At 70.6% G+C, this 23,591-nt stretch carries 28 protein-coding genes; 5 read left to right on the top strand and 23 right to left on the bottom strand.

Annotated features, from left to right (window positions below):
* Positions 1 to 371 precede the first annotated feature (371 nt).
* Positions 372 to 590 carry a hypothetical protein gene (locus tag AC1DU6_RS03395; RefSeq protein ID WP_056201214.1) on the top strand — a complete coding sequence of 73 codons (219 nt, stop codon included), beginning with the start codon at positions 372 to 374 and terminating at the stop codon, positions 588 to 590.
* Here AC1DU6_RS03395 and AC1DU6_RS03390 read toward each other — a convergent pair.
* From AC1DU6_RS03390 to AC1DU6_RS03280, 23 genes are all read right to left on the bottom strand, one after another.
* Complete coding sequence (locus AC1DU6_RS03390) at positions 587 to 1,201, bottom strand: hypothetical protein (protein WP_477856078.1); 615 nt, start codon at positions 1,199 to 1,201, stop codon at positions 587 to 589. The two genes, AC1DU6_RS03395 and AC1DU6_RS03390, sit on opposite strands and share 4 nt — an antisense overlap.
* Entirely contained in the window at positions 1,194 to 1,415 is a 222-nt protein-coding gene (locus tag AC1DU6_RS03385) for a hypothetical protein (protein WP_477856077.1), read from the bottom strand. The genes AC1DU6_RS03390 and AC1DU6_RS03385 overlap by 8 nt, the downstream gene beginning before the upstream one ends.
* Before the next feature lie 107 nt (positions 1,416 to 1,522).
* A complete protein-coding gene (locus AC1DU6_RS03380; RefSeq protein ID WP_477856076.1) occupies positions 1,523 to 2,314 on the bottom strand; it encodes a hypothetical protein in 792 nt (263 codons plus the stop codon).
* Positions 2,315 to 2,399: 85 nt separating this feature from the next.
* Positions 2,400 to 4,139, bottom strand: a complete 1,740-nt coding sequence (locus AC1DU6_RS03375; protein WP_477856075.1) for a TIGR02594 family protein — start codon at positions 4,137 to 4,139, stop codon at positions 2,400 to 2,402.
* 152 nt (positions 4,140 to 4,291) lie between these two features.
* Positions 4,292 to 5,077, bottom strand: coding sequence for a type III secretion system export apparatus subunit SctT (gene sctT / locus AC1DU6_RS03370; protein WP_477856074.1), 786 nt, complete (start codon positions 5,075 to 5,077; stop codon positions 4,292 to 4,294).
* Positions 5,077 to 5,352: a type III secretion system export apparatus subunit SctS gene (gene sctS / locus AC1DU6_RS03365; RefSeq protein WP_056201193.1), complete on the bottom strand. Its 276-nt coding sequence runs from the start codon at positions 5,350 to 5,352 to the stop codon at positions 5,077 to 5,079. Before sctS ends, sctT begins: the two co-directional genes overlap by 1 nt.
* Positions 5,349 to 6,014 (bottom strand): type III secretion system export apparatus subunit SctR, encoded by a 666-nt coding sequence (gene sctR / locus AC1DU6_RS03360; protein ID WP_457320418.1) that lies wholly within the window; start codon positions 6,012 to 6,014, stop codon positions 5,349 to 5,351. The genes sctS and sctR overlap by 4 nt, the downstream gene beginning before the upstream one ends.
* Before the next feature lie 2 nt (positions 6,015 to 6,016).
* Positions 6,017 to 6,694 (bottom strand): hypothetical protein, encoded by a 678-nt coding sequence (locus AC1DU6_RS03355; RefSeq protein ID WP_477856073.1) that lies wholly within the window; start codon positions 6,692 to 6,694, stop codon positions 6,017 to 6,019.
* Positions 6,695 to 6,859: 165 nt separating this feature from the next.
* Positions 6,860 to 7,501, bottom strand: coding sequence for a response regulator transcription factor (locus tag AC1DU6_RS03350; RefSeq protein WP_457351993.1), 642 nt, complete (start codon positions 7,499 to 7,501; stop codon positions 6,860 to 6,862).
* Entirely contained in the window at positions 7,498 to 8,559 is a 1,062-nt protein-coding gene (locus tag AC1DU6_RS03345) for a sensor histidine kinase (RefSeq protein ID WP_477856072.1), read from the bottom strand. Before AC1DU6_RS03345 ends, AC1DU6_RS03350 begins: the two co-directional genes overlap by 4 nt.
* A 71-nt stretch (positions 8,560 to 8,630) precedes the next feature.
* On the bottom strand, positions 8,631 to 9,737 hold the full coding sequence (locus AC1DU6_RS03340; protein ID WP_477856071.1) for a hypothetical protein: 1,107 nt from the start codon (positions 9,735 to 9,737) through the stop codon (positions 8,631 to 8,633).
* On the bottom strand, positions 9,734 to 10,315 hold the full coding sequence (locus tag AC1DU6_RS03335) for a hypothetical protein (RefSeq protein ID WP_477856070.1): 582 nt from the start codon (positions 10,313 to 10,315) through the stop codon (positions 9,734 to 9,736). The genes AC1DU6_RS03340 and AC1DU6_RS03335 overlap by 4 nt, the downstream gene beginning before the upstream one ends.
* A gap of 1 nt (position 10,316) precedes the next feature.
* Positions 10,317 to 10,790: a hypothetical protein gene (locus AC1DU6_RS03330; protein WP_477856069.1), complete on the bottom strand. Its 474-nt coding sequence runs from the start codon at positions 10,788 to 10,790 to the stop codon at positions 10,317 to 10,319.
* Positions 10,787 to 12,121 carry a FliI/YscN family ATPase gene (locus tag AC1DU6_RS03325; protein WP_477856068.1) on the bottom strand — a complete coding sequence of 445 codons (1,335 nt, stop codon included), beginning with the start codon at positions 12,119 to 12,121 and terminating at the stop codon, positions 10,787 to 10,789. Before AC1DU6_RS03325 ends, AC1DU6_RS03330 begins: the two co-directional genes overlap by 4 nt.
* The gene (locus tag AC1DU6_RS03320; protein WP_477856067.1) at positions 12,118 to 12,753 is read right to left on the bottom strand and encodes a FliH/SctL family protein; all 636 of its coding nucleotides are present in this window, start codon (positions 12,751 to 12,753) and stop codon (positions 12,118 to 12,120) included. The genes AC1DU6_RS03325 and AC1DU6_RS03320 overlap by 4 nt, the downstream gene beginning before the upstream one ends.
* Positions 12,750 to 13,265: a hypothetical protein gene (locus tag AC1DU6_RS03315; RefSeq protein ID WP_056201161.1), complete on the bottom strand. Its 516-nt coding sequence runs from the start codon at positions 13,263 to 13,265 to the stop codon at positions 12,750 to 12,752. The genes AC1DU6_RS03320 and AC1DU6_RS03315 overlap by 4 nt, the downstream gene beginning before the upstream one ends.
* Positions 13,258 to 13,989, bottom strand: a complete 732-nt coding sequence (gene sctJ, locus AC1DU6_RS03310) for a type III secretion system inner membrane ring lipoprotein SctJ (protein ID WP_477856066.1) — start codon at positions 13,987 to 13,989, stop codon at positions 13,258 to 13,260. The genes AC1DU6_RS03315 and sctJ overlap by 8 nt, the downstream gene beginning before the upstream one ends.
* Positions 13,990 to 14,175: 186 nt before the next feature.
* Positions 14,176 to 14,568 (bottom strand): hypothetical protein, encoded by a 393-nt coding sequence (locus AC1DU6_RS03305; protein WP_056201151.1) that lies wholly within the window; start codon positions 14,566 to 14,568, stop codon positions 14,176 to 14,178.
* A complete protein-coding gene (locus tag AC1DU6_RS03300) occupies positions 14,565 to 14,864 on the bottom strand; it encodes a hypothetical protein (RefSeq protein WP_056201148.1) in 300 nt (99 codons plus the stop codon). Before AC1DU6_RS03300 ends, AC1DU6_RS03305 begins: the two co-directional genes overlap by 4 nt.
* A 47-nt stretch (positions 14,865 to 14,911) precedes the next feature.
* Positions 14,912 to 15,913 carry a SctD/MshK family protein gene (locus AC1DU6_RS03295; RefSeq protein WP_477856065.1) on the bottom strand — a complete coding sequence of 334 codons (1,002 nt, stop codon included), beginning with the start codon at positions 15,911 to 15,913 and terminating at the stop codon, positions 14,912 to 14,914.
* A gap of 4 nt (positions 15,914 to 15,917) precedes the next feature.
* Positions 15,918 to 17,747: a type III secretion system outer membrane ring subunit SctC gene (sctC, locus tag AC1DU6_RS03290; protein ID WP_477856064.1), complete on the bottom strand. Its 1,830-nt coding sequence runs from the start codon at positions 17,745 to 17,747 to the stop codon at positions 15,918 to 15,920.
* Positions 17,744 to 19,747, bottom strand: coding sequence for an FHIPEP family type III secretion protein (locus AC1DU6_RS03285; protein ID WP_477856063.1), 2,004 nt, complete (start codon positions 19,745 to 19,747; stop codon positions 17,744 to 17,746). The genes sctC and AC1DU6_RS03285 overlap by 4 nt, the downstream gene beginning before the upstream one ends.
* A complete protein-coding gene (locus AC1DU6_RS03280; protein ID WP_477856062.1) occupies positions 19,744 to 20,493 on the bottom strand; it encodes a lytic transglycosylase domain-containing protein in 750 nt (249 codons plus the stop codon). The genes AC1DU6_RS03285 and AC1DU6_RS03280 overlap by 4 nt, the downstream gene beginning before the upstream one ends.
* A gap of 315 nt (positions 20,494 to 20,808) precedes the next feature.
* Here AC1DU6_RS03280 and AC1DU6_RS03275 point away from each other — a divergent pair, with 315 nt between their 5' ends.
* The 4 genes from AC1DU6_RS03275 to AC1DU6_RS03260 form a co-directional block, all read left to right on the top strand.
* A complete protein-coding gene (locus AC1DU6_RS03275) occupies positions 20,809 to 22,026 on the top strand; it encodes an EscU/YscU/HrcU family type III secretion system export apparatus switch protein (RefSeq protein WP_457320392.1) in 1,218 nt (405 codons plus the stop codon).
* A gap of 4 nt (positions 22,027 to 22,030) precedes the next feature.
* Entirely contained in the window at positions 22,031 to 22,324 is a 294-nt protein-coding gene (locus AC1DU6_RS03270) for a flagellar biosynthetic protein FliO (RefSeq protein ID WP_457320391.1), read from the top strand.
* Positions 22,321 to 22,974, top strand: coding sequence for a GNAT family N-acetyltransferase (locus AC1DU6_RS03265; RefSeq protein ID WP_457320389.1), 654 nt, complete (start codon positions 22,321 to 22,323; stop codon positions 22,972 to 22,974). The genes AC1DU6_RS03270 and AC1DU6_RS03265 overlap by 4 nt, the downstream gene beginning before the upstream one ends.
* A partial coding sequence (locus AC1DU6_RS03260) for a DUF6683 family protein (RefSeq protein ID WP_477856061.1) occupies positions 22,971 to 23,591 on the top strand: 621 nt, incomplete at its 3' end. The genes AC1DU6_RS03265 and AC1DU6_RS03260, both read left to right, overlap by 4 nt.

Genomic DNA, 23,591 nt, shown 5'->3' with positions numbered 1-23,591 from the left:
ATCCTAGGAGGCAGAACTCCGCTTGAAAAGGCAGTTATGGCCCACTACTAGGGATGCCGGGCGCGTGAAAAGTGACGCTTGTGCGGGCCTGTTGTTTGCCGTGCGGAGAACCGCGAAACCCGACTTTCAGTTGCCTTTATGACGGCTCTGATACCAGCGCGCTTGGACCGGCTGGGCACGGCGCCGTCCAGCGGACTTGCGGCTGCGAATCGCCCGCCGGGCGGCAATCCGCCACACACCGTGCAACGGCGTGCCCGGCGCGGACCCATCCGTTGCCTAGGATGCACGGCAGGGTCGTCCGGGCTGCTGCCACGCAAGCCTCGCTGACCCTGCCGCGGCACGGTGCCGCGCGATGCAGACGCTTTTCTTTGATGAAACTTCCCACCGTCGTGGCGACGGACGCTGTCGTCCGGTCCATTGAACTGGCCCAGGTCCAGGCCTCCCGCAGGGTCGCCCTGGGCTCGCAGCCCCTGATCAGCCAGATGCCCCTGCAACAGGCGATTACCGTGACCAGCCTCGGGGGACAGTCCACGCGCGCCGTCTTTGGCGTCGTGGGCGTGGCCCGCTACGAGGCGGTCGGCAAGCTTTAGCGCCCAGCCCGCCCCAGGCTGTCGACAAAGGCCGCGCAGGCCCGGCTGGCATCGGGATGGCTGCGCCAGCTTTGCGCGAATGCGCGCAGGGCCGCGCGCACCTCGCGCGGCATGGTGCCGTCCAGCGGGTCGTCGGCGACGGCGCACAGGTGGCCGGCATAGAGCGAGCGCGCCTCGGCGTCGCAGTCGAGCAGTTCCATCACCGCGCTGGCCAGGGTCTGGAACTGTTCGGGCGACAACTCGGAAGTCCCTCTCGACTCGCCCGCGCGGGGCCAGGCGGCCAGGCACAGGTATTCGATGGGGCCCAGGCTGCGCCGCTGCACGCCAGCCTGATGCGCACCCCAGGCAGCGCGCGAGCCGCTGGGCAGGCGGCCCTGGCAGAGGGACTGGGCCAGGGTCTGGGCCACGGCGGCACGGGCGGCATATTCGCCGCGCAGATTGACTTCGGCCAGCACGCGCAAAAAGGCCGGATAGAGCTGGTCGCCCAGGCCGGTGCAGATGGTCTCCATCAGCGCGATGGCGCCCTCCTGGCGGGGGCCGAGGTCGAGGCAGCCGCCAATGAGCGCCTGGGCCGCTTCGGGCCAGCGCGGCTGGGCCAGCAGTTCAGGCAACGAGGGCGGCGAGCACGCGTTCGGCGTGCTGCTGCACGGACAGTCCGCGCTGGTCGACCGCCACGTCGGCACGCAGCGTGGCGGCGCCGCCGGCACCCAGCCCGTCCATCCAGGCCGGTTCACCGTCACGCGGCGCCGCCGCAGGGGCATTCAGCGGGCGCAGGGACGCGTTGGAAAACAGCGAGGCGGAGGAGGAAAGCGGGGCGCCGATCATGGCTGTGGCGGAGGTGGGTGGCAGTTGAGGGTCAGCTTAGCGAAGCTCATCGGCCAAGGCGACTGCGGCTGCCCCTAATTCGTGGGTCTGGGTATGTTGACGAGCGCTCAGCCCGGCTTGCAGGTTGAAAACACCGCCGGCGAGGTGTTGAACCACGACAGGCGCCACCCCTGGGCAGTCCAGCGCGCCTCGAAGGCGCCTGTGCTCACGCGGTTGTCGGCCACCCTGGACAGCGGTGGCCTGTCCAGTTGCGGCGTGTCGATGGCTTTCAGCATCTTGCCGATGTCGGTGCCGGACTCCGTCGTGACGATGCCGGGGATGCAGGTCGCGGCATTGCGGATGACGGACGCGGGTGCCTTGACGGTGCCGGAGTCCGGGGAGAACTCCAGCTGGGGCAACGACAGCCGTTGCAGCAGCTCGCCGTCACGCCTGGCAATGGCCGCGCGCAGCTGGCGCCAGAACAGCACGAAGGCCGCGTCACGGTCCACGCCGGCCTTGCAGGCCTTGCCTTGGATGGACAGCGCGATGGCCGCCGGCAGCGCGATCGTGCCGCAGCCGGCGGGCTGCAGGGCCAGCGTGTAGCCCTCGTTGCCCACGCGCTTCACGATCGCCTGGTAGCGCTTGTTGCCTTCGACCTCGTCGGTCCAGGCAAATCGCACCGATCCGTCGGGCTGCGCGACGCCGGCGCCCTGCGACTGCACGCTGCATTCATGCGTGCCGGAGGTGGCATACACGCCCGCCCCCAGCAACGCGCCGCTGGCTTCGTAGCTGATGTTGGCGGTGAGGTTGTCGCTGGGGTGGCACACCAACTGCGTGGGCAGCGGGTCTTTGGTGACCTGGGCCTGCGCGTTGAACACGGCAAGCAGCGAGGCGATCAAGGGCAGCAGGGAGCGGGCCATCGGTCCAATGCAAAAGGGATGGCGGGCCAGTATCCCGGCCCGCACCGCCGTGCGTGCAACCCAACCGTGGGATGGACGGCCGCGCTCAAGGCGCCCTGCGCACGCCAATGGCTTCGGACAGCAAGCGTACCTTCTCGTTGACGCCGTCGGGGTTGCCGGGCCCGTTGCCCTGGTTGCCGCCGACCACCTTCACGCGGCCGTCGGCCAGCACGGCCTCGACGATGGCGACGTGGCCCTGCGCCGGGTTGTTGCCGCGCGGGAAGACGATGACGTCGCCCGGCTTCACATGCGCCGCGTCCTTGGGCACGGACGTGCCCCAGTTCAGCCAGCTGCGCGCGGCGGCGCTGTTGGTGCCTGGCACGCCGGCCTGCTTCATCGTCCAGTTGACGAAGGAAGAGCACCACGAGGTCTCGTCGTTCCTGGCCTTCAAGGACGTGGCCTGGTGGTACTCCAGCACGCGCGGGTTGTCGCGCCCGCCGCTGACCTCCTTGGTGCCGATCTCGCCGCGGGCAACATCCAGGATGCGCGCGGCCTTGCCGGTCCCCGAAGCTGAGGCCGGCACCGTGGCGGCCGGGGTCGGCGCGGTGGCCGTGCCGTTGAGCAAGCCCTGACGGTTCAGCGCGCTGTCGACCGCGTCGGTGCGGCGCTTCTGGTCGGCGCGGATGACTGCCTGCACCTGGGCTTCGGTCGCCGTGCCGTGCACCTGCCGGTTGGCGATGTTGACGAAGCCGCTGCCTGCCTGGCCCCCGCCGCTGAGCCGGAAGCGCTGTCCGGTGGAGGCGTCGACATAGCTGTTGACGCGCAGGTTGGTGATATGCGCCGCGTCGATGGGCTGGCCGCGCAGCGTGCCGAGCTGGTTCAGGAAGCGGCCGGCGGCGCTGGGCGACTGGTTGTACAGGTCCAGGTAGGCCGAGGCCAGGCGCGCGTTGTTCGGGTCCAGCCCGGCGCGGCGCGCGGCCGCCTCGTAGGCCGGCAGCTGGCCCTGCAGCGTCGTCAGCTGGCGGCGGTCGGCATCGGCGGGGCTGGAGGCCGCATGCTGGTAGGAGAAAGAGCCGCGGTTGTGCACCGCGTTGCCCGGGTCGGTGTGGCCGCCATAGGCCGCGGTGAAGCCGCCGTCCGGGCGGCGCGTGCCTTCGGCATTGCCGATGACGATGGCGGCCAGCGCGTTCGAGCCCAGCGACGGGTCGGTGAAGCGCTGCAGGTTCAGCGTCGGCTGGTTGCGCGTGCCGTCCGTGCGCGCCAGCGCGGGCTCGGCGATCTGGCGCTGCGTCACATCGCGCTTCCCGGTGGGGTCGGCGTTGAGCGCCCGGGTCATGCCCAGTTCCACGGTGGACTGTGCCGAGCCGCTGGCGATGGCGGCCTTGCCGATGTCGCTGCGGTAGCGGGGGTCCGTCATGTAGACCGGCAGCAGCGTGTCGTGCACCAGACCGACGGAGCCGACGACAGGCAGGCCGTCCACCAGATGGCCCACCGACGGCAGATTCAGCGTGTCGCCGACGTGGATCAGGTCGGCGTTGCGCACCTGCGGGTTCGCGCCCACCAGCGCCTGCAGCGTCAGGCCGTGGTCGGCCGCGATGTGCTGCATCGTGTCACCGCGCTGGACGGTGTAGCGCGTCGCCGGGATCGTCAGGTGGCTGCCCGGGTAGATGACGTCCGGGTTGCGCACCTGTGGGTTGGCGTCCAGCAGCGCCTGCACCGACACGCCGTTGGATTTGGCGATGCGGCTCAGGCTGTCGCCGTGCTGCACCTCGTAGCTGCGGCCGGCGGGCGGCGGCGTGTCGTTCACGGCCGGGGAGGCCGACGTGGTTCGGGTAACGATGCTCATGGGGTGCCCTTGGCGTTGTCCTGATGGGGCGATGAGCGCATCGCGCATCGCGTCGGTCAGCCCATTTCAGACCAGCGCCGCGGACCGGGCAATTGCGGGCGCTGCTGTTTCAGAACGTACGGCCGGGCGCGCTCTAGGGTTGGCCGCAATCCTCAGGCGAACAGGCGCTTCAGCAGGTCCGTCACCACGCTGGGCCGGGCCAGCAGCTCGTCGTTCATCAGCGCCACCAGGCTGCCCAGTTGCAGCAGCAGCACCAGGTGGCCCACCACGGCCTTGATGGACATGGACAGGCTGAACACATTGAGCTGCTGGGCATAGCGGTTGATCAGGCCCAGCACGCCGTCCACCAGGTAGAGCAGCACGAGCGACGGTGCAGCGACCATCAGGGCCAGGCGCAGCATGCGGCCGAACTCCGCCTCGAAGGCCAGCATGCCCGCTGGCAGCAGCTGCCAGCTGCCATGGACGGGCCACAGCGCGAAGCTGTCCAGCAGCAGCGCGGCGAACAGCATGAAGCCACCCGAGGCCATGAAGACCCAGCTTGCCAGGCGCGCCAGGAAGGCACCGGTCAGCGAGGTCTGGTGGCCGGACAACGGGTCCAGCACCTGGGCCTGGGACGAACCCACCTTGGTGTCGATGAGCTGGCCGGCCATCTCGAAGGACCACATCAACCCGGCGAACAGGAAGCCCATCGCCGCTCCCAGCATGGCCTCGCGGCCGTAGAGCATCGCCCACTGCCAGCCGCTCAGCTGCAGCGGCTTGATCTCCTGCACCAGCAGGCCCAGCAGGCCCAGGGCGACGAAGAGCGAGTTGCGGATCAGCGCCGGGATCAGGTCCTGGGTGAACAGCGGCACCAGCAGGAAGGCCACCGCCACCCGCATGGTGGACAGGCCCAGTAGCAGGACGGCATCGGTGGGATGCCCGATCCAGAACTCCAGCATCAGCGGTTGATCTTGACCAGGCCAGGGAACTCGCTGAACACCTTGTCGCCGAGCCGGTAGAGGCTGCCGCCCAGTAGCGAGGCGGTGATGAAGATGGTGACGACGATGGCGAAGAACTTGGCCACGTACTGCACCGTCTGCTCCTGCAGCTGCGTGGCCGCCTGGATGAAGGCRATCAGCAGCCCGACGATGGCCGCCACCAGGATGGGCGGCGCCGACAGCAGCAGCACCAGCCACAGCGCTTGCTGGGTGAGTTGGATGACTTCGCTGTTCATGTCTGGTAGGTCAATACGAGACCATGAGTGAGCTTGACCCAGCCGTCGATCAGCACGAAGAGCAGCAGCTTGAAGGGCAGCGACACCGTGGTGGGCGACAGCATCTGCATGCCCATGGCCATCAGGATGTTGGAGATGACGAGGTCGATGACGAGGAAGGGCAGGAAGATCAGGAAGCCGATCTCGAAGGCCACCGTCAGCTCGCTGACCGTGAAGGCCGGAACGATGACGAGGAAGTCGCGCTCGCTCAAGGCCTGGGCCTGCTCGGGCTTGAGGCTGCGCTGCGCCGTCTTCAGGAAGAAGGCACGCTCCAGCGGCCGGCTGTGCTTGATCAGGAACTCGCGCAGCGGCTCCTTGGCAACGTCGGCCGCGGCCACCATCTGGCTGGTCGACGCCGAGCCGGCCTTGGTGGCCGGCATGGCGCTCAGGCTTTCCTGCATCTCCACGCCCACCGGGTACATGACGTAGATGCTCAGCACCAGGGCCAGGCCGTTCATGACGACATTGGGCGGCACCTGCTGCAGGCCCATGGCATTGCGCAGCAGGCTCAGCACGACGACGAGCTTGGTGAAGGACGTGATCATCACCGCCACGAAGGGCGCCAGCGCCAGCAGGATGACGGTGATGAGGGCCGAGGCCGGGGTGAAGGTGCTGAGATCCATGCTCAGAGGGAATCGATGCGCAGGGCCTGGCCGGTGCCCCAGGGGATGAGGCGGCCGCGGGCCCGCGCCACCTCGGGCCGCGAGGCGTCGATGAGCTGGCAGTGCACGGGCACCGCAGGCAGCGCATCGCTCCAGCCCATCACGACCTCCAGCGGCAGCGGCTGCTCCCAGCGCGCCACCAGCTGCCACGGCGCTTCACCCGTGGGCTCAGCCCGTGCGCGCAGCTGGCGAGAGGCCGGCGCTTCCAGCAACAGCAGTCCGCCCGGCTCCAGCGCGGCCAGTTCCTCGTCGCCCAGCCGCCACTGCGCGAGCACGCATTCGGCCGCGGTTGCGTGCCATTGCAGGCCGGGCACTTCGGGTGCTTCGCCCAGCGCGCGCAACGCCGTCCAGGGCAGCGACAGCTGCGCCTGCACCTCGGCGCCCCGCCAGCTGGCCTGGGCACCGCTCACGCTGATGGCGCCCGACTGCGCCACCCATTGCCAATCCGCGGCAGACACGAGGCCCGCGGCCGCCAGGGCGTCCAGCAATTCGCCCGCCAGATCCAGCACGACGGCGGCCTCTGCGGCGCAGGACACCAGATCGCCCGTCTCGAAATCATCGGCGCTGATGCACAGCCGCGCCTGGCCGCACAGGTAGTGCCAGCTCGACGCCTGCGTCAGTGCTTGGGGAATGAAGCTCATATCAGTTTCCCATCTCGCATTTGGGCCGAGCGCCGGGCCGCCCCAAGCCGGCCCGTCTGGCGATGTGCAAGCGGCTCGATGCCGCTTGCATCGCCGTCCCCCCGGGGGACCGACTGGGCTGGCCCGCGTTCAGCGGCACAAGACCGGGCGAGGGGTGCACGTTCTTCATGCTCGGCGACTCACCATGATGCGGGTCAGCTCGGTGACCGAACGCGCCTTCATCTTGCGCATGCCGCGCGAGCGGTACAGCTCCACGCTCTTCAGCGACAGCTTGATCTCGTCGGCGATGTTCTTGTTCATCAGGCCCTTGACGACGAGGGACAGCACCTGGCGCTCGCGCGGTGACAGCGTCTGAGAGCGGCGCTCGAACTCCTCGCGCGAGCCTTCCACTTCGGTGTCGATGCCGCTGTCCACATCCGTCGGCGCAAAGGCGCGGTCCAGGGCCGCACTCAGCGCCACGTCGTCCAGCGGCTTCTCCAGCAGCGAGACGGCACCGCGCTTTTGCATCGCGGCCACGGCCAGCGGCACGTCGGCATGGCCGCTCATGTAGATGACGGGCAGGTGGATGCCGCGCTCGCGCAGTGCGTCGTGCAGGTCCAGCCCCGACAGCTCGGGCATGCGCACGTCCAGCATCAGGCAGGTGGACTCGGGCCAGGTCGTGCCCACGGCCACGCGGGCCAGTGACTGCAGCGCATCGCGCGGGTCGCCCCAGTCGCGCACCTGGCAGCCGAAGCCTTCGAGCCAGAAACGCAGCGAGTCGCGGAACTCGTGGTTGTCATCCACCACGTAGATTTGCCGAGGGGTCATGTCGTCCTCTCCAGAGTGGGTGGGGTCGCCGCCGCCGTCACCGGCAGAGCGAAGTGAAAGCAGCAGCCGCCGGCGTCGCGGCGCGTGAACCAGAGCCGGCCCTGGTGCATCTCGATCAGCGAGCGGCAGATGGACAGCCCCAGGCCCATGCCGTTGGGCTTGGTGGAGCTGAAGGGCACGAACAGCCGGGCTTCAGTCTGCGGCGTGATGCCGGGGCCGTTGTCGGCCACGCGCAGCTCGGCGCGGGCACCGTCGACGACCAGCTCGATGTCGATCAGCGGCTCGGCTGGCCGGTCCAGGCGCAGCGCGTCCAGCGCATTGCGCAGCAGGTTGATCAGCACCTGCTGCAACATGACGGCGTCGCCTTGCACCGGCACGGGCTGCATCGGCAGACGCAGCACCAGGCGCACGGCCTCGCGCTGCAGGTCCCAGTCGAGCAGGCCCAGGCTTTGGTGCACGAGCTCGACGAGGTCCAGCCTCTCGGTCTTGGGTTGGCGTGACTGCGTGTACTCGCGCACCCGGCCGATGATCTGGCTGGCATACGTGACCTGCTGCACCGCCTTGTCCAGCGCAGCCAGCTCGTCRGTGTCATCCGGATGGCGGCGGGCCAGGCGCAGCTTCAGGCCGCGCAACAGGTTGGCGGTGGCGCCGATGGGCTGGTTCAGCTCATGCGCCAGCACGCTGCCCATCTCGCTGACCGTCAGCGAGCGCGATGTGAACAGCAGGCCCTCGCGGTCGTCGAGCTGGCGCTGCAGGTGATGCAGGCGTTCGCGCTCGTCGTCCAGGCGCAGCAGCACATGGCGAGCATCCAGGGCCACGCGCTGGGCCACGTACTCGCCGCTGACGCCGCAGCGCGTGCGCACGCCCAGCGGCGCCACCAGCGCGCTGGCCAAGCCGTGCAGGGGCTGCGCCCAGTCCTCGGCCAGGCCGCCGATCTCGCCGGGCAGCAGGGCCTGCATGGGCGCGTTGAGCGCGACGAGGAAGTCGCCATCGAGGACGGCCAGGGCCTCGCCCAGCTCGCCCAGGGCGTGCAGCAGATCGGCGTCGACGCGGCGCACTGAGGCACCCTTCGCGCTGCGCGCGGTCCCGCCAAGCGGGAGCTGCGCGCCTTCGGACGGCCGGGCGGCGCTCATGGCGTTTCCCGAGGCCACAGGGCCTGGTTGCACAACAGCCAGGGGATCGAAGGCCGCGCGGCAAGCAGCGCTCGCAGGCTGGCGCTGGCGGGGGCCTGCACCAGCACCTCGGTCCATTGGGCGATGCCGGGCGCGACGTCGTCCAGGCGCAGCTCGCAGCTGACCTGGCCCGGCGCGGGCACCGCACCTCCAGCCAGGTCGCGCAGCGTGCGCGGGCGGCCCTGGGGGCCCAGCGCCAGGCGAACGGTCCACCAACGCTCGGCCGTGGCCGGACGGGCCGCGCGCCAACGCGCCGGCCAGCGCCGCCATTGCCAGGTGGTGGCATCGCGGCTGGCTTGCAGGCTGGCCAGGCCGGCTGGGCTGGCCAGCAGCACCGGCAGGCCCAGACGCCAGGCCTGCAGGGCCGGGCGCAAAGCCGCCGCGGCGGCGGGCGCGAGCGTCGCCTCGCGCAGCCGGGCCAACAGCAGCAGCGCCCACGGCGGCATGGYCTCGAGCTCGATGGCTTCAGGCGTCGGCAGCACCGGCGGCTCCTGTTCGTCCGGCGCATCGCGACCTGCGTCCTCGAACAGCTGCCGCCAGCTGGCGGCATCCTGCGCGCGCCAGCGCAGCTCGGGGCCGTTCTGCAGCGCCAGTGGCGTCATCAGCACCGGCGCCATCGGCAGCACGGTCGCCCCGGCATCGGCAAGCCGTGTGGCGGCCATCGGTGTATCGCCGAGCAACCCGGGCGAAGGCGCCTGCGGCGGCGACGACGCGGCCGGTTTGTCGAGCGATGCCTGCGCCGTGGGCATCACAGCCACCGTCGGTACGTCGGGAGCGGCCAAGGCCTGCGCCACCGAGGCCGTCGCGGGTTGGGGTTCATGGGCGCGCTGGACCTGATGCGCGTGATGCGCATGAGGGGCCTGCAGCAGCGGGCTGGCCTCGCCCGGCAGGTTCAGCGCGCTCAGCGGCTGGGCTGCCTCCGTCGGCTGCGGCTGCAGATGGGGCTGACCGGTTTCCATCCCGCTCCCCCCTTCGCCCTCAGTCAGCGCGGCCTGCATGAGGGCCTGCCACGCCTCCCAGGTCTCGGCCGGTGACAGGGCCTGGATGGCGCCGATACCGCTCATGGTTCCACCTCGTCGGCAGGCCGGCGCCGCTTGTCCGTTCGTGCGCCGTCGCGCAGGCGCGACCTCAGCACATCATGCCCGGCATCGCGCAGTCGCTTGTCCAGGTCGCTCAATTGCTGCCGGGCCTGGGCCTGGGCGACTTGCGGCACGCGCAGCTCCAGGTTCAATGGCGCCAGCGGCTGGGCTTGCTCGACGCGCAGCTGCCAGGCCGGGCCGGCCACCGCGGGCAACTCGACTTGCCAGGCACGCGCCTGCGGATTTGCCGACGGGGCAGCTTCGCCGAGTTGCCGCATCGCTTCGAGACGTTCCGTGGTGGGCGTGGCCGACACGCTGCGGACCTCCGTCATCTCGGGTGCCTGATCGCGTGGGGTTCGCGCCATCGCCGGCGCGATGGGCAGCACGGGCTCGGGCTCGGACGGGTCCTGCTCACGCAGGCGCAGGTAGGCGTTGCGCCAGTCGGGCTCATCGCCGGCGTCGCGGTGGGAGTCTTGAGGTGGCAGGGCCTCCGGCGTCGCCATGGCGGATCGCGCGCGCAGCGGCATCGCGACCAGGGGCAGCAGGATGGGCAGCAGCTTCATGTCAATGCAGCGTCCGGCAGGCGTCTTCGGTTTCCAGCTCGGCCTGCTGCTCGCGGGCTTGGCTGGCCTGGCGGCGCTGGTCCTTCAGCGTCGCGTCCACGGCGTCCTCGCGGGCCTGGGCACGGGCGAGCTCGGCACGGCGTCGTTGCACTTCCGCCTGGGCTTGTCCCAGCGTCTCGCGCTCGTCGAGCAAGGCGTATTCATCGCGCTCCAGCCGCTCGGCCAACGCCTCGCCGTGGGCCTGCACCTGGTGCACCCAGCGCGGCATGTCGGCACTGCCGGCGCCGCCCCAGTGAAACGCCAGCTCGACGATCAGCCTGCGGCCCTGCTCGATGCGGGCCTCGCGGTCCTCGACCGCGGCGACGGCCTGGCGCTCTTCGGCCTGCGCCTGCGCCAGCGCCAGGCGTGCCCGCTGCACGCGCAGCTGGCGCAGGCGCAGCCATTGGCCTGCCTCGATGTCGGAAAGCTGGTTCACGACACGATCTCCCGCAGATGCTGCAGGCAGCCGTCCCAGTCGCTGGGTTCGTGCGTGGCCTGCTGCAGCAGAGCCTTGATCTGCGGCATGCGCTCGATGGCCTGGTCGGCCAGCGGGTCGCTGCCGGCCTGGTATTCGCCCACCCGCAGCAGGAACTCGACCTCCTTGTGCCGCGCCATCAGCGCACGCAGATGGGCGGCGTCGCGCTGCTGCTCGGGCTGGGTCACGCGGGTGAAGACGCGGCTGGCGCTGGCCAGCACGTCGATGGCCGGGTAATGCTGAGCCTGGGCCAGCGCACGCGACAGCACCAGATGGCCGTCGAGGATGGAGCGCACTTCTTCAGCGACCGGGTCGTTGCCGTCCTCGTCTTCGGCCAGCACCGTGTAGAACGCGGTGATGGAGCCGTGGGCGTCGTTGCCGGCGCGCTCGAACAGCCGCGGCAGCTCGGCAAACACCGAGGGCGGATAACCGCGTCGCACGGCCGGCTCGTTGGCTGCCAGGCCGATCTCGCGCAGGCCGCGCGCGAAGCGGGTCACCGAGTCCATCATCAGCACGACGCGTGCGCCCTGGGCGCGAAAGCCTTCGGCAATCGCCGTGGCCGCGTAGGCGGCGCGCACCCGCTCCAGTGCCGGCCGGTCCGAGGTGGAGACGACGACGACCGAGCGGGCCAGGCCCTCGGGGCCGAGGCTGTCCTCCAGGAACTCGCGCACCTCGCGGCCGCGTTCGCCGATCATGCCGATGACGTTGACCTCGGCCCGCGTGCTGCGCGCCAGCATGCCCAGCAGCGTCGATTTGCCGCCGCCGGCCATCGCGAAGATGCCCACGCGCTGGCCTTCGCCAACCGTCAGCAGCGCGTCGATGGCGCGCACGCCGCACACCAGCGGCTCATGCACCGGGCGGCGCTGCAGCGGCGAGGGCGCGTCGCGATACAGCGGCACGCGTGGCAGCAGGTCGAGCGGGGGCCCGCCGTCCAGCGGCTGGCCAAAGGCGTCGATGACACGGCCCAGCAGCCCCGGGCCGCTCGGCAGCTGCGCGGCTTCGTGCAGCACCTCCACGGCTGCACCCACCGGCAGCCCCTGCAGCGAGCCCAGCGGCGCGAGCACGGCCTCGTGGCCCTGGAAGCCGATGACCTCGGCCAGCAGGCCCTCGTCCTGCGGGCGCGAGGGATCGAAGACGCGGCAGCTCTGGCCGACGCGGGCCTGCACGCCGGTGGCGCGCATCAGCGTGCCGCCCGCCTGCACGACACGGCCCAGCGTGGCGACCGTGCGGGTGCGCTGCAGGCTGCGGCGCAGCGTGTCGGTCCCGACCTCGACGTCCAGGCTCAGCGTCATGGCTTGAGCCCCCAGGCGCGGGCCAGCCTTCGCACTTGCGTCGCCACGCCCGCATCGGCGCTGCCGAACTCCGTGACCAGGCGACAGTCGGTTTCGACGAGTTCGGCGTCGGCCACGATCTCGGCCTGCGCCAGGCCGGTCTTGTTCTCGGGGTCGGCAGCCTGCAGCGCGTCGTGCAGGTTGGGCAGCTGGCTGGGGTGCACCTGCAGCCGCCAGGTGCGCGCCGGCAGCAGCTCGCGCGCGGCCTGTGCGGCCAGGCGGGCGAGGCGCTCTTCGGCGGGCACCTGGCCGAGCAGCTTCTGAAAGATGTCCAGCGCCAGGCCGGCCACTTCGCGCTGCAGTCGCAGGCGTTCGTCCTCGTGAGCGCAGGTGAGTCGAGCCAGCGTGTCGGCTCGGTGCGCGCGCGACTCGGCCTCGGCCTGGGCCAGGCCTTGCTTCAATCCCTCGGCGTGCGCGCACTCGCGGGCGGCGTCGATGCGCGACTGCTCCTGCTCCAGCAGGCCGCGCAAGTCATCGAGCAGCTGCTGCGCATCCTGCAAGGCCGGCACCTCGGCGGCACGCAGCACGCGCCGATCCGAGGCGATGCCCAACCTGGCCTGGGGGTCGCGATGCCAGAGCATGAAGTTGTTCATTGAATGACCCTTGCTTGCAAGGCCAGCGTTTCACGCAACACCGCCAGGGCCGTGGCCTGCGGCATCACCCAGGCCGCGACCGGCCCGAGCCGGCGGCTGGCCGCATGGCGCAGCGAGCCATGCGGCAGGCCGGCCAGCAGCACCGCGGCGCCGGCCTCGGTGAAGCGCTGGCTCAAGGCCTCCGGCGTCGTGACGTCGGGCCAGTCGCTGAGGCTGGCCGGCAGGCCCGCGGGCAGGGCCGGCCAGTCCTGCGCACTGCGCAGGGCTCGCCACCAGGGCGCGCCCAGGGCGGTGCGCGCCAGCTCCCGCAGCGGCCCGGCGATCCACAGCCGCAGCGCGGGCGCGGCGAGCACGGAGCCGCAGCGCCGCGCCAGCGCCAGCAGTTCATCGCGCTCCAGCGCCAGCCAGGCTGGGGCTGCGTCGAGCTGGGCCCAGCTCAGCGTGCGGGCCTCCACCGGCGCGTCTTCGAGCAGGCGGCGTGCGACGTGCGCGCGCAGCTGGCGTTCAGTCATGGCCGCCTCCTTCCAGCGCGAGCTGGTTCTGAGCTCGACGGCGGCGCCAACCCAGCCAGCCCGCAGCACCCAGGCTGGCCGAGCCCAGCGTGACGGCCAGCACCAAGGGCACCGTCGCCTGGGTCTCGGGTACCGGCGGGGCGACGGGCGTGGGCTCGGCCGCGAAGGCGACGACCGAGACGCTTTCATACGGCAGGCCTTCGACGCTGTTGACCACCAGGGMGCGCACCTTGGGCAGCAGCGCCTCGACATTGAAACCGGGGCGGTGCTTGATCATCACCGAGGCCGACGAGGGCTGGACCTTGTCGGACAGCGGGTGGCGCTCCGGCACCACCAGCGTCACGCGCGCCTGCAGCACGCCGTCGATGCTGGTCAGCGTGTGCGACAGCTCCTGCGACAGTGCGTGCATCAGCCGGGCTCGCTCCTCGACCGGCGTCGACACGAAGCCCTCGCGCTTGAAGACCTTGCCCAGGCTGTCGTAGTCCTCGCGGGGCAGGCCTTGCGCCTTGAGGATCTGCACGGCGCGGGCGAAGTCGGCCTCGCCGGTGAGCACCTCGAAGCCGTCCTCGCGGGCGTTCTTCTGCGCCGGCACGCCGGCCAGTCGCAGCGCCGAGACCATGTCGTTGGCCTGGCGCTCGTCGAGCTTCGCGTAGAGGGCCTGCTCGCCGCAGGCGGCGAGCAGGCCGGCCAGGGCCAGTGGGAGGAGGCTGCGAGAGACTTTCATTGGTGGTCCAGTTCGCATTCGTGGCGGCCGTGATGTATTGCGGGCCGAGCGCCGGGCCGCTCCCTAGCCGGCCCGCCTTGGGCGATGTGCCTGCCGGTCAATCCGGCAGGCATCGCCGTCCCCGCGGGGGACCGACTGGGCACGCCTGCGTGCAGCAGGGCGGGACTGGGCGAGGGGCTCATACGTTCACGACTGTTGGCGGAACAGTTGCTGCAGTCCTTCGGACGTCCGATTGGCGATGTTCGAAGTCAGCTGGCAATGGAACATGAACTCCTGGCAGCGCACCGTCAGGTTGACGAGTTCGCCCGGCGTCAGTTCCTGGCCCGAAGCCGCCGCCAGGCGGGCGTCGCGCCCCAGCGACGACGCTTCGGCGTTGATGTGGTCCAGCGGCTGGACGAGACGCTGCATGGCCTGGGCGGGCGACTCGGCCGGGCCCAGGCGCTGCACCGCGCTCGCCATGGCGCGCTCGAAGCCCGCCACGTCGGCCGTCGGCGCGACCTGGCCAAGGCTGGACAGCGAAGCCCCCGCGCCGAGCTGGACGTCGGCCACCGGGGGGGCGATGGCGAGGCCGGGTGTCACTGCTTGCGCGCCATCGTTTCGAGGGCGGAACCGACCGTCGAGACGGCGGTGTGCGAGCTGCTGGCCAGGAAGCTCATCTTCAGCGACATGGCGGTCAACTCGGTCACGGCGGAGGGCGTGTCGCCACCGTTGTTCATCGCGTTGGAGGCCGTCTCGATGTCGCCGGCCTGCTTGTCCAGGGCTTTGCCCCAGGCATCGGCCATGGCTTCGAACCAGGAGCCGCCGCCGTTGGTCTTGCCACCCGTGGAACCGTTTACGGGTGCGGCGGCGAGGGTGTTGAGAAGTGCGTTGGACATGGGAGTCTCCTTGTGGGAGGGTTGGGGAAAGTGGGCGAAACAGGGGGTCAGAGGGTCAGCCGCGTTTGCTGGCCATCGCGCTCGACGATGACGGCGCGCTCGGCGATCTGCACGACGCGGTGCCCGCTGGGCAGCAGGGCGCCGCTGAAGTAGCGGCTGCCGTCGGCGGTGATGAAGTAGGGGCTGTCGGCGTTGTCAACGACGGCCACCAGGCGCTTGGCCGGATCGTCGGGCGCCGGAGCGGGCGCGGCGGCCGCGGCCACCGGCGGCCGGTTGTCGATGCGCAGCGTGGGCAGGTGGGCGATGTCGCGCTTGGCCGCGGCGGCGGCGGCCTGTACTCGGGTGGCGTCGCGCTCCTGCGTGCGCAGCACCAGCTCGCCTTCGGGCGACCAGGCCGCCTGCGCGGCGATGCCGTACAGGCGGAAGACCTCGACCGCACTGGCCAGCAGGTCGGGCGCAGTTGCAGCGGTGGCCGCCTGGGCAGGCGGTACGACCTTGGACACGACCTGGCCGGCTTCGCGCAGCGTGCCGCCACGCCAGGCCAACGACGCGCCACCGATGACCATGACCAGGCCCAGCGCCGTCAGCACACCTTCGAGCACGGGGCGGGCGCGCGGCGCGGCAGTGGGTGCGCGCATGCCTTGAGCGCGCTCGCTGGCGGGCAGCTCGGGGCCGTCATGCAGCACGGGCTCGGGCCAGTAGTCCTGGTCGGCCGGGCCATAGGCMACGATTGCATCACCCAGCTGCAGCGGCTGGCCCGGCGCCCAGGCGTGGATGGCGATGCCCGGCATCAGGGCGCGCTCGGCCAGCACGGCATGCCCGGAGACGAGCTGCAGGCTGACGCGGCCGGCACCGGACGGGATCACGCGCAGCTGGAAGTCGATCTCGCTGGCGAGCAGGATGTCGGCGAACTGGGTGTCGGCCTGGTTGGCCGAGTTCAGGCCGCAGACGAGCAGGTCGTGCTGCGCGTCCAGCCGGGCACGCGCGCCGAGCTGGCGGCCGGCCAGCACGCGGAGTTCGAGCATCGAGGCGGGGAGGTGGGACTTCATGGCATCACTCCTGCTGCGCAGCACCTTCGCTGCCGGTCGGCCCGGTGGGCGCGGCCGAGCTGGCCGGGCTGGCCGGATTGGCGAGCGGTTGGCGGGCTCTTTCCATCACGTCGGCCGCGGCCTTGCTGCTGGCCAGGCGTGGCGTGATGAGGAACATGCGCTCGATGCGTTGGCCGCCCTTGCGCTGGGTCTTGAAGAGGTTGCCCAGCAGCGGGATGTCGCCCAGCACCGGCACCTTGTCGACGCCGGCCGTCGAGCTGTCGCGCACCATGCCGCCGATCAGCAGGCTCTCGCCTTCGGAGATCAGGGCCTGGGTGTTGATGCCCGAGCGCTCGACGATGGGCAGGTTGTCCACGCTCTGGCCGGTCAGGCCGCCGTCCTCGATCTGCACCAGCAGCTTGATGCGGGCCGGCTCGTCACCTTCCTTGAACACATGCGGCGTGACACGCAGCCGCGTGCCGGCGGTGACGTTGAAGAGGTCGACGTCCTCGCGGCCGGCGACGCGCACGTAATAGGTCGAGCTGTTGTCGAACACCGCCTCGACGTTGGACAGCGTGACGACCTGCGGGCTGCTGACGACCTTGGCCGCACCGTCGCTCTGCAGGGCCGTGATGCGGGCGACGAAGGGAAAGCGGTCGCCGATGACGGCGGAGATGACGCCGCCCTTGGCGCTGGGGGTCGGGTCCACCTGGCCGTTGAGGCGGTTGTCGCTGGCCGTGCCGTTGCCGAACATCAGGCTGGACAGGCCGTGGTTGTAGCGCCAGTTGATGCCGAGCTCGCGCATGCGGTCGGTGTTGATGTCGATGATGGTGGCCTCGATCTCCAGYGACTGGGGCTCGACGTCCAGCGACTTGATGAGGGCGGCATAACGCTCCAGCCGCTCGGGCAGGTCACGAACGATGACGGCGTTCAGGCGCGGGTCGGCCTCGATGCGCGGCGCGAAGTCGGGCGGCGCCGCCGGCTCGGCGGTGTCCTGACCGGGCTGGCCGTAGCCGACCTGGGTGAGGGCCGCGACGAGGGTGTCGGTGCCGCGCATGCCGGGCGCGGCGTCGTCGACGAGGCCGAGCGTCGTGGTGTTGCCCGCACCGCGCATCGCGCCGCCCCGCGCGCGCTGGCTGCCCTGGGCGCGGGTGGGGTCGGCGGCCGGGATGACGCGGGCCTTGCTGGGCTGGCCGACCAGCGAGCGCAGGATGCTGGCCACGCCGGGCAAGGTGGTCTGCTGGCCGCCGAAGCTCATCGGCACGTCCTGGGCCCAGGCATAGCGCAGGTAGAAGATGCGGTAGTCGGGCAGCGGTTGCTGTTGCTGCGGCGCCCAGGACTTCATGGCCACCGCCGTCGTGCCGGGGCGCACCTGGCGCACCAGCTCGTCGACCTGCTGCACGAAGCGCTTGGCGCCCACGGCGAGCAGGGCGCCGTCGTCGCTGAACTTCAGCGTGTTGCGCGTATCGGGCAGCTGCAGGGCCTGTGCGGCGCGCTGCACCTGCGAGGCGGCAGCGGGCGTGAGCAGATAGCTGCGCGTCTGGGTGTCGCTGGCCGGTGCGATGTAGAGCACGCCGCCGTCGTAATAGCTCAGCAGGTTGTAGGCGCGGCTCAGGTCGCGCAGCAGCTTGGCCGGCGTGCCCTCGAAGCGGCCATTGACCTGGCCCTGCACACCGCTGGCGACGACGGGGATGTCGCTGCCCGAGAACAGGCCCTGCAGGAACTGCTCGATGGGTTGGTCGCGCGCCTCGAGCTTGACGGCGCGCAGCCCTTCGGGCAGCGGCGCCGCTGATAGCGGCAGGGCTTGGGTCAGCAGCAGCGTGGTGGCCGCGACGATCTTGAGGTTTGAGGTCATGCGGCGAGCAGTGCTGCCTGTGGGGAAGGCGCCTGAATTGAAGCGTTGGGACTGGACCCCGGCGGGGGCAGGTGGTGCAGCGGCGTGAGCCGCAGCGTCGGCAGCAGTTCGTGGAAGGACAGCACGGGGGTGTCGAAGCACTCGGTCTCGATGAGCTTGCGCAGGTGCCAGCGCAGGTCGACGGCGCAGACCAGGGCCTGCGGTCGCAGCGCCTCGACCTGGGCCTGCACATCGGCGGCGAGCTGGCGCGCCACGTCGGGTGAGATGGCGAGCTGGGTAGCGCCGCCGCTGACATGCAGGTTCTGGCGCAGCAGCGCCTCCAGCTCGGGCGACAGCATCAGCGCCTGCAGCTCGCCGCTGGGGCAGATGCGGTGGTGGGTCTGGCGACGCAGCGCGATGCGCGTCATCTCCGTCAGGGCCTGCACGTCCTTCTCGCGCTGGCTGGCATCGGCCAGCGCTTCCAGGATGTCGCGCAGGTTGCGGATCGAGACTTCCTCTGACACGAGGCGGCGCAGCACCTCGGTGACCTTCTGAACCGGCAGCGCGCGCAGCACTTCCTTGACCACATCGGCGAGTTCGGCCTGGGCGCGGGTCAGCAGCTCGCTGGTTTCCTGGATGCCGATGAACAGCGAGGCGTTGCGGCGCAGAGCCTGGCGCACCAGCTCGGCCAGGGCCGCGGCGTCACCGGCCTGGCCGCCTTCGGACAGTGGCACCTCATGCGCGAGCAGGCGCCAGCCCTCGCGGCCGAGGCGGCCGTGCAGGGCCACGCGCGGCAGCGGCAGGCCCTGGTCGAGCTGCAGCTCGTCCAGCATCGCCTCGACGGCCCGCGTCACCGCCAGGCCACCGTCACCGAGCATGGACTGYGGCAGCTCCAGCAGCAGCGGCACGGAGGGACGCACGCGAAGCTGCGCCGTCTTGAAAGCGCCGGCCTCGGGCTTGCCGCGCCGCGGGCTGAGCTGGGGCATGCGCCGGGTCAGCCAGTCGCGGCCCTTGGGCATCAGCAGCATGCCAGCCGCGCCGAACACGACGGCCAGCAGGCCGAACACCAGCGGCGGGAATCCCGGCACGGTGGCCAGCAGCAGGCAGATGCCGGCGGCCATCAGGTGCACGCGTGGCTTGGCGCCGAGCTGCTTGCGGATGGCGTCGCCGAGGTGGCGGTCGTTCTCGTCGTCGTTGGTGCGCGTCACCAGGAGGCCCGCGGCCATCGCACCGAGCAGGGCCGGGATCTGCGCCACCATGCCCTCGCCGATGGACAGGATGGAGTAGCGATGCACCGCGTCCCCCATGCTGAGGTCCTGCTGCAGCACGCCGATGGCCAGGCCACCCAGCAGGTTGATGAGGATGATGATGATGCCGGCGATGGCGTCGCCCTTGACGAACTTCATCGCGCCGTCGAGGCTGCCATGCAGCTTGCTCTCCAGCTCCAGCGTGCGGCGGCGGCGCTTGGCTTCGTCCTTGTCGATGAGGCCGGAGCGCAGATCGGAATCGATGGACAGCTGCTTGCCCGGCATGGCGTCCAGCGAGAAGCGCGCCGCCACCTCGGCCACGCGCTCAGCGCCCTTGGCGATGACGATGAACTGCACCACCGTGATGATGAGGAAGACCACCAGGCCCACCACCAGGTTGCCGCCCGCCACCAGCTTGCCGAAGGTGGCGATGATGTGGCCGCCGTCGGCATGCAGCAGGATCAGCCGCGTGGTGGCGATGGACAGGGCCAGCCGGAACAGCGTGGTCATCAGCAGCACGCTGGGGAAGACCGAGAACTCCAGCGGACCGGCCACGTAGACGGCGATCAGGATCAGCACCAGCCCCGAGGCTATGTTGACGGCCACCAGCAGGTCGATCAGCCACAGCGGCAGCGGCAGCACCATCAGGGCGACGATGGCGACGATGCCGGCGACCAGGAAGAGGTCGCTGAAGCGGGCGATCAGGCCCTCGCGCGGCTGGTCGGCCGCGGCGAAGTAGCCGGACAGGCCGTCGGGCCGCTTCACGGCACTCATGCCTGAACTCCGAAGCGACGGCGCAACTCGGTGTAGACGGCCATCACATTGCGCACATAGGCCTGGGTCTCGGCAAAGGGCGGCACGCGCCGGCCGTGGCGCTCGACGGCGCCCTCACCGGCGTTGTAGGCGGCCAGCACCAGGCGCAGGTCGTTGCCGAAGCGGGCCTGCAGCTGCTTCAGGTACCTGGCCGAGGCTTCGAGGTTGGTCTGGGGGCTCAGCAGCGCGCGCTCCGCCTCGGCCACACCCAGGCCACGGCCGGTGGCGGGCATGACCTGCATCAACCCACGCGCACCGGCCGCCGAGATGGCCTGGCTCTGGTGGCGCGACTCGATGTGGGCCAGGGCATGCAGCAGCAGGGGGTCGATGTCGTGGCGCTGGGCCACTTCGGCCATCAGCGGCGCCAGGGCGCGGATGCGTGCCTGCGCGGCGGCGTCACGGATCGGTGCCGGGCGGATCACGGCGGGGGCCGGCGGCAGCGCCACGGGAGCAAGGGGYGGCACCTCGGCAGCCGGCACTTCGGGCTCGGGCACTTCGACCGGCGCCGAGCGGCTCCTGACTAGGGTGGCCAGGCACAGCCTTTCGGTCAGCGCGAAGCCGCTGGCGCCTGCGGCCGGTGCGGCATCCAGCAACGCCTCGGCGGAAGGGGAGGGGCAGTTCGGCGCGGCGGCGAATGCCCCCATCAGCGGGGCCGCACCTAACGCACCGGTCGCCATGACCTGGCAGATCCGTTGGAGTCCGAACACTTGTCTTCCCTGCTTTTTGGACCGGGCGGACTATGGGGGCAAGCCTTGCCGGCTTGTTGACCATTGCAAGCAGAAGTAACTGACTGACCCGTAGACATTGCTCCTTTGTATGCAAGAGGCTGCCCCCCACGTTTACGCGTGGAAACAACTGCTGCACCGTCGCAATCTGAGACCGGGCATCGTTCGGTCGCGCCGTGCCAACCACCCTGTGCGAAGCGGGGTGAAAGGCCCCCTAGAAGTAGGTCTGGTCACGGTGCTGAAAACAAGTTTTCACAAACCCCGTTTGCACCCCCTAGAAATAGGTGTTAGGGACCCATGGCCGACGACAGCGGCGACAAGACCGAACAACCCACCGCCAAGCGCCTGCTGGATGCCCGCAAGAAGGGCGATATCGCCAAGGGCAAGGAGCTGACGAGCACGGCGACGCTGCTCGTCTGGCTGGTGATGGGCGCGTTATGCATGCGCATGGCCTGCGAGCGGATTGCAGCCCTGTGCGAGGCCTTGTTCGCGCGCGTGTCGGCCGGCTGGCGCGAGGAAGGCTTCGGCCATGTCGCCGCCCTGCTGGGCTGGCAGAGCGTCGAACTGTCGCTGTTGCTGGTGGCCCTGCTCGTCATCCCCGTGGCGGTCCTGGGCACGCTGATCGAGTTCCTGCAGGCCGGGCCGGTGCTGGCCTTCGAGAAGGTGGCGCCCAAGCTCGAACACCTGAACCCGGCCGAAGGGTTGAAGCGCATGTTCTCGATGGACAACCTCGTGGAGCTGATCAAGGGCATCCTGAAGACGGCGCTGCTGCTGGGCATAGGCTGGGCGGTGGCGCGGCTGCTGCTGCCCGACGCGATGCGGCTGGCCTCGGGCACCGACAGACCGCCCCAGCATCTCGGCGGCCTGGTCTGGGAGGGCACGGTCAAGACCCTGGCCTGGACGGTGGGCGTGTTTGCCGGCGTGGCCTTCCTCGACACGATGTGGACCCGGCACCGCTTCACCAAGAAGCTGCGCATGAGCATGCGCGACATCAAGCAGGAGATGAAGGAGAGCGAAGGCGACCCGCATCTCAAGCAGCAGCGCAAGCAGGCCCATGCCGAATGGAGCCAGCGCAACCAGCAGGCGGCGGCGCGCGGCGCCAATGCCCTGGTCGTCAACCCGACGCATGTGGCCATCGCCATCGACTTCGAGCCCGGCCGCTGCCCCGTGCCCACCGTCAGCGCCAAGGGCGAGGATCACGTCGCCCGCGCCATGCGCGAGGCTGCCGAGGACGCCGGCGTGCCCATCGTGCGCAACGTGCCGCTGGCGCGCGAGCTGCTGGCGCGCTGCGAGGAGGGCGAAGTCATCCCGCCCGACCTGTTCGACGTGCTGGCCGAGGTCATCGTCTGGGCCGAGGGCGTGCGCGAGCAGCTCAAGTGGGAGGCCGCCCGCGCCGACCCGCATCGGCGCGACGAGGTGCCCGCCGAGCCGCCGCGCGCGCGACCCGCGCCCGGCGAAGACCTGACGCGCCACCCCGACGTGGACTCGCGCGTCGTTTCCGCCCAAGACGATTGATGCCATGCAGAACCTGATGCTCAACCTCGCCAGCACCGTGGCCGCCCTGGCCTTCGTGCTGCTGCTGGCCTGGGTGCTGATCCGCGGCTGGCGGCGCCTGCAGGGCTTCAGTGGCCGCAGCCCGGCGGATGACGGTGAGGCCCTGCGCTTCGTGCGCGCCCTGCCCGTTGGTGCGCGTGAGCGTGTGGTGCTGCTCGACCATGCCGGCGAGCGCTGGATGCTGGGCGTCACGGCGGGCGGCATCAATCTGCTGGCGCGCTGGCCGCAAGCCGACGCCAAGCTGGATCGCGAAGCATGACGGCCTTCTCCCATCGCTGCGACAAGCTGTTGCTGCGCGAGTTCGTCGCGAGCGATGCGGCCGACATCCAGGGCCTGCATGCCGACCCGCGGGTGCGCGAGCTGCTGCCCGATGAACAGCCCCTGCACGAGGCACGTTGGGCCGCGGAATTCGCGGCCTGCCTGGCAGGCTTCTATCGCCGCCATCCTGGCCTGGGCATCTGGCGTTGCGCCGTGCCGCTGAGCGCTGCCAACGAACAGTTCGCCGGCTGGTTCAGCCTCATGCCCATGCAGGCAAGCCCTGACACCGTGCAGCTGGGTATCCGGCCTGGCGACGCTGAACTCGGCAGCCGTCTCAGGCCCGAACACTGGGGCAGTGGCCTGAGCCTCAGCGGCGGCGAGGTGCTGCTGCGCCATGCCTTCGAGACGCTGGCACTGCACACGGTCTGGGGCATCTGCCACCCTGAAAACCGCGGTGCCCGCGTCTGCCTGGAGGCATTGGGCTTCACGCCTCGCAGCCGCGCGCTCTACGAAGGCCAGCCTTCCGATTACCACGCCCTGGACGCAACGACCTGGTCGGCCGTCCAGACCCTCAGCCGCCGCGAACGCCTGCGCCAGACCCGGCGCGCCCTTGCGCGTTCCCACCGGCCTACAGCCCTCGCACTGCCATGACCACTTCCGCTTCACCCAACCCCTGGCAATCCGCCCTCGGCCATCGTCTGGCCCAGGCCCTGGAGCAGTCCCGGTTTGCGCACGCGCCGCAGGCCGATGCGGCTTCCGAGCTCGGCGCCACGCGCTGGCGCCTGCCCTCCCGCGTCGCCGAGCCCACGGGCGCAGCTGCGGCGCTCAGCGAAATGCTCGGCACCGGTGCCCAGGCTGGCCTGGTGACGCACTGCCTGCAGCACTACCGCAACCAGCTCGCACCGGGCCGCGCCGAGGACGACCTGGGCGTGGCCCTGGCCGCCTATCTGGGCGCATGCCGACAGGCCTTCGATCACGAGGCACTGAGCCCGCAGCGCTGGCAAGCCATCACCCAATGGGTCAAGGCCTGGGTCATCGATGAATTGCCGTGGGACGACGCACCGCTGCTGCAGCGGCAGGACGCCTTCGAGCGTCTGGCCGTGCTGACCGTGGCGTTAGGCGAATGGACGGTACAGGCCAGCCGCCAGGGCAGCGCGCATCAGGCGTCGGCCACCTGGATGGCCCGCAACAGCTTGGCGCGACAGCTCGGCCTGGACCTGCCCGCGCTGTGCGCCGTGCTGCGCAACCTGGACAGTGGGCCTGCCAAC

The sequence above is a fragment of the Roseateles sp. P5_B10 genome, from assembly GCF_056400485.1.
This window is presented reverse-complemented; position numbering and strand designations above follow the sequence as displayed.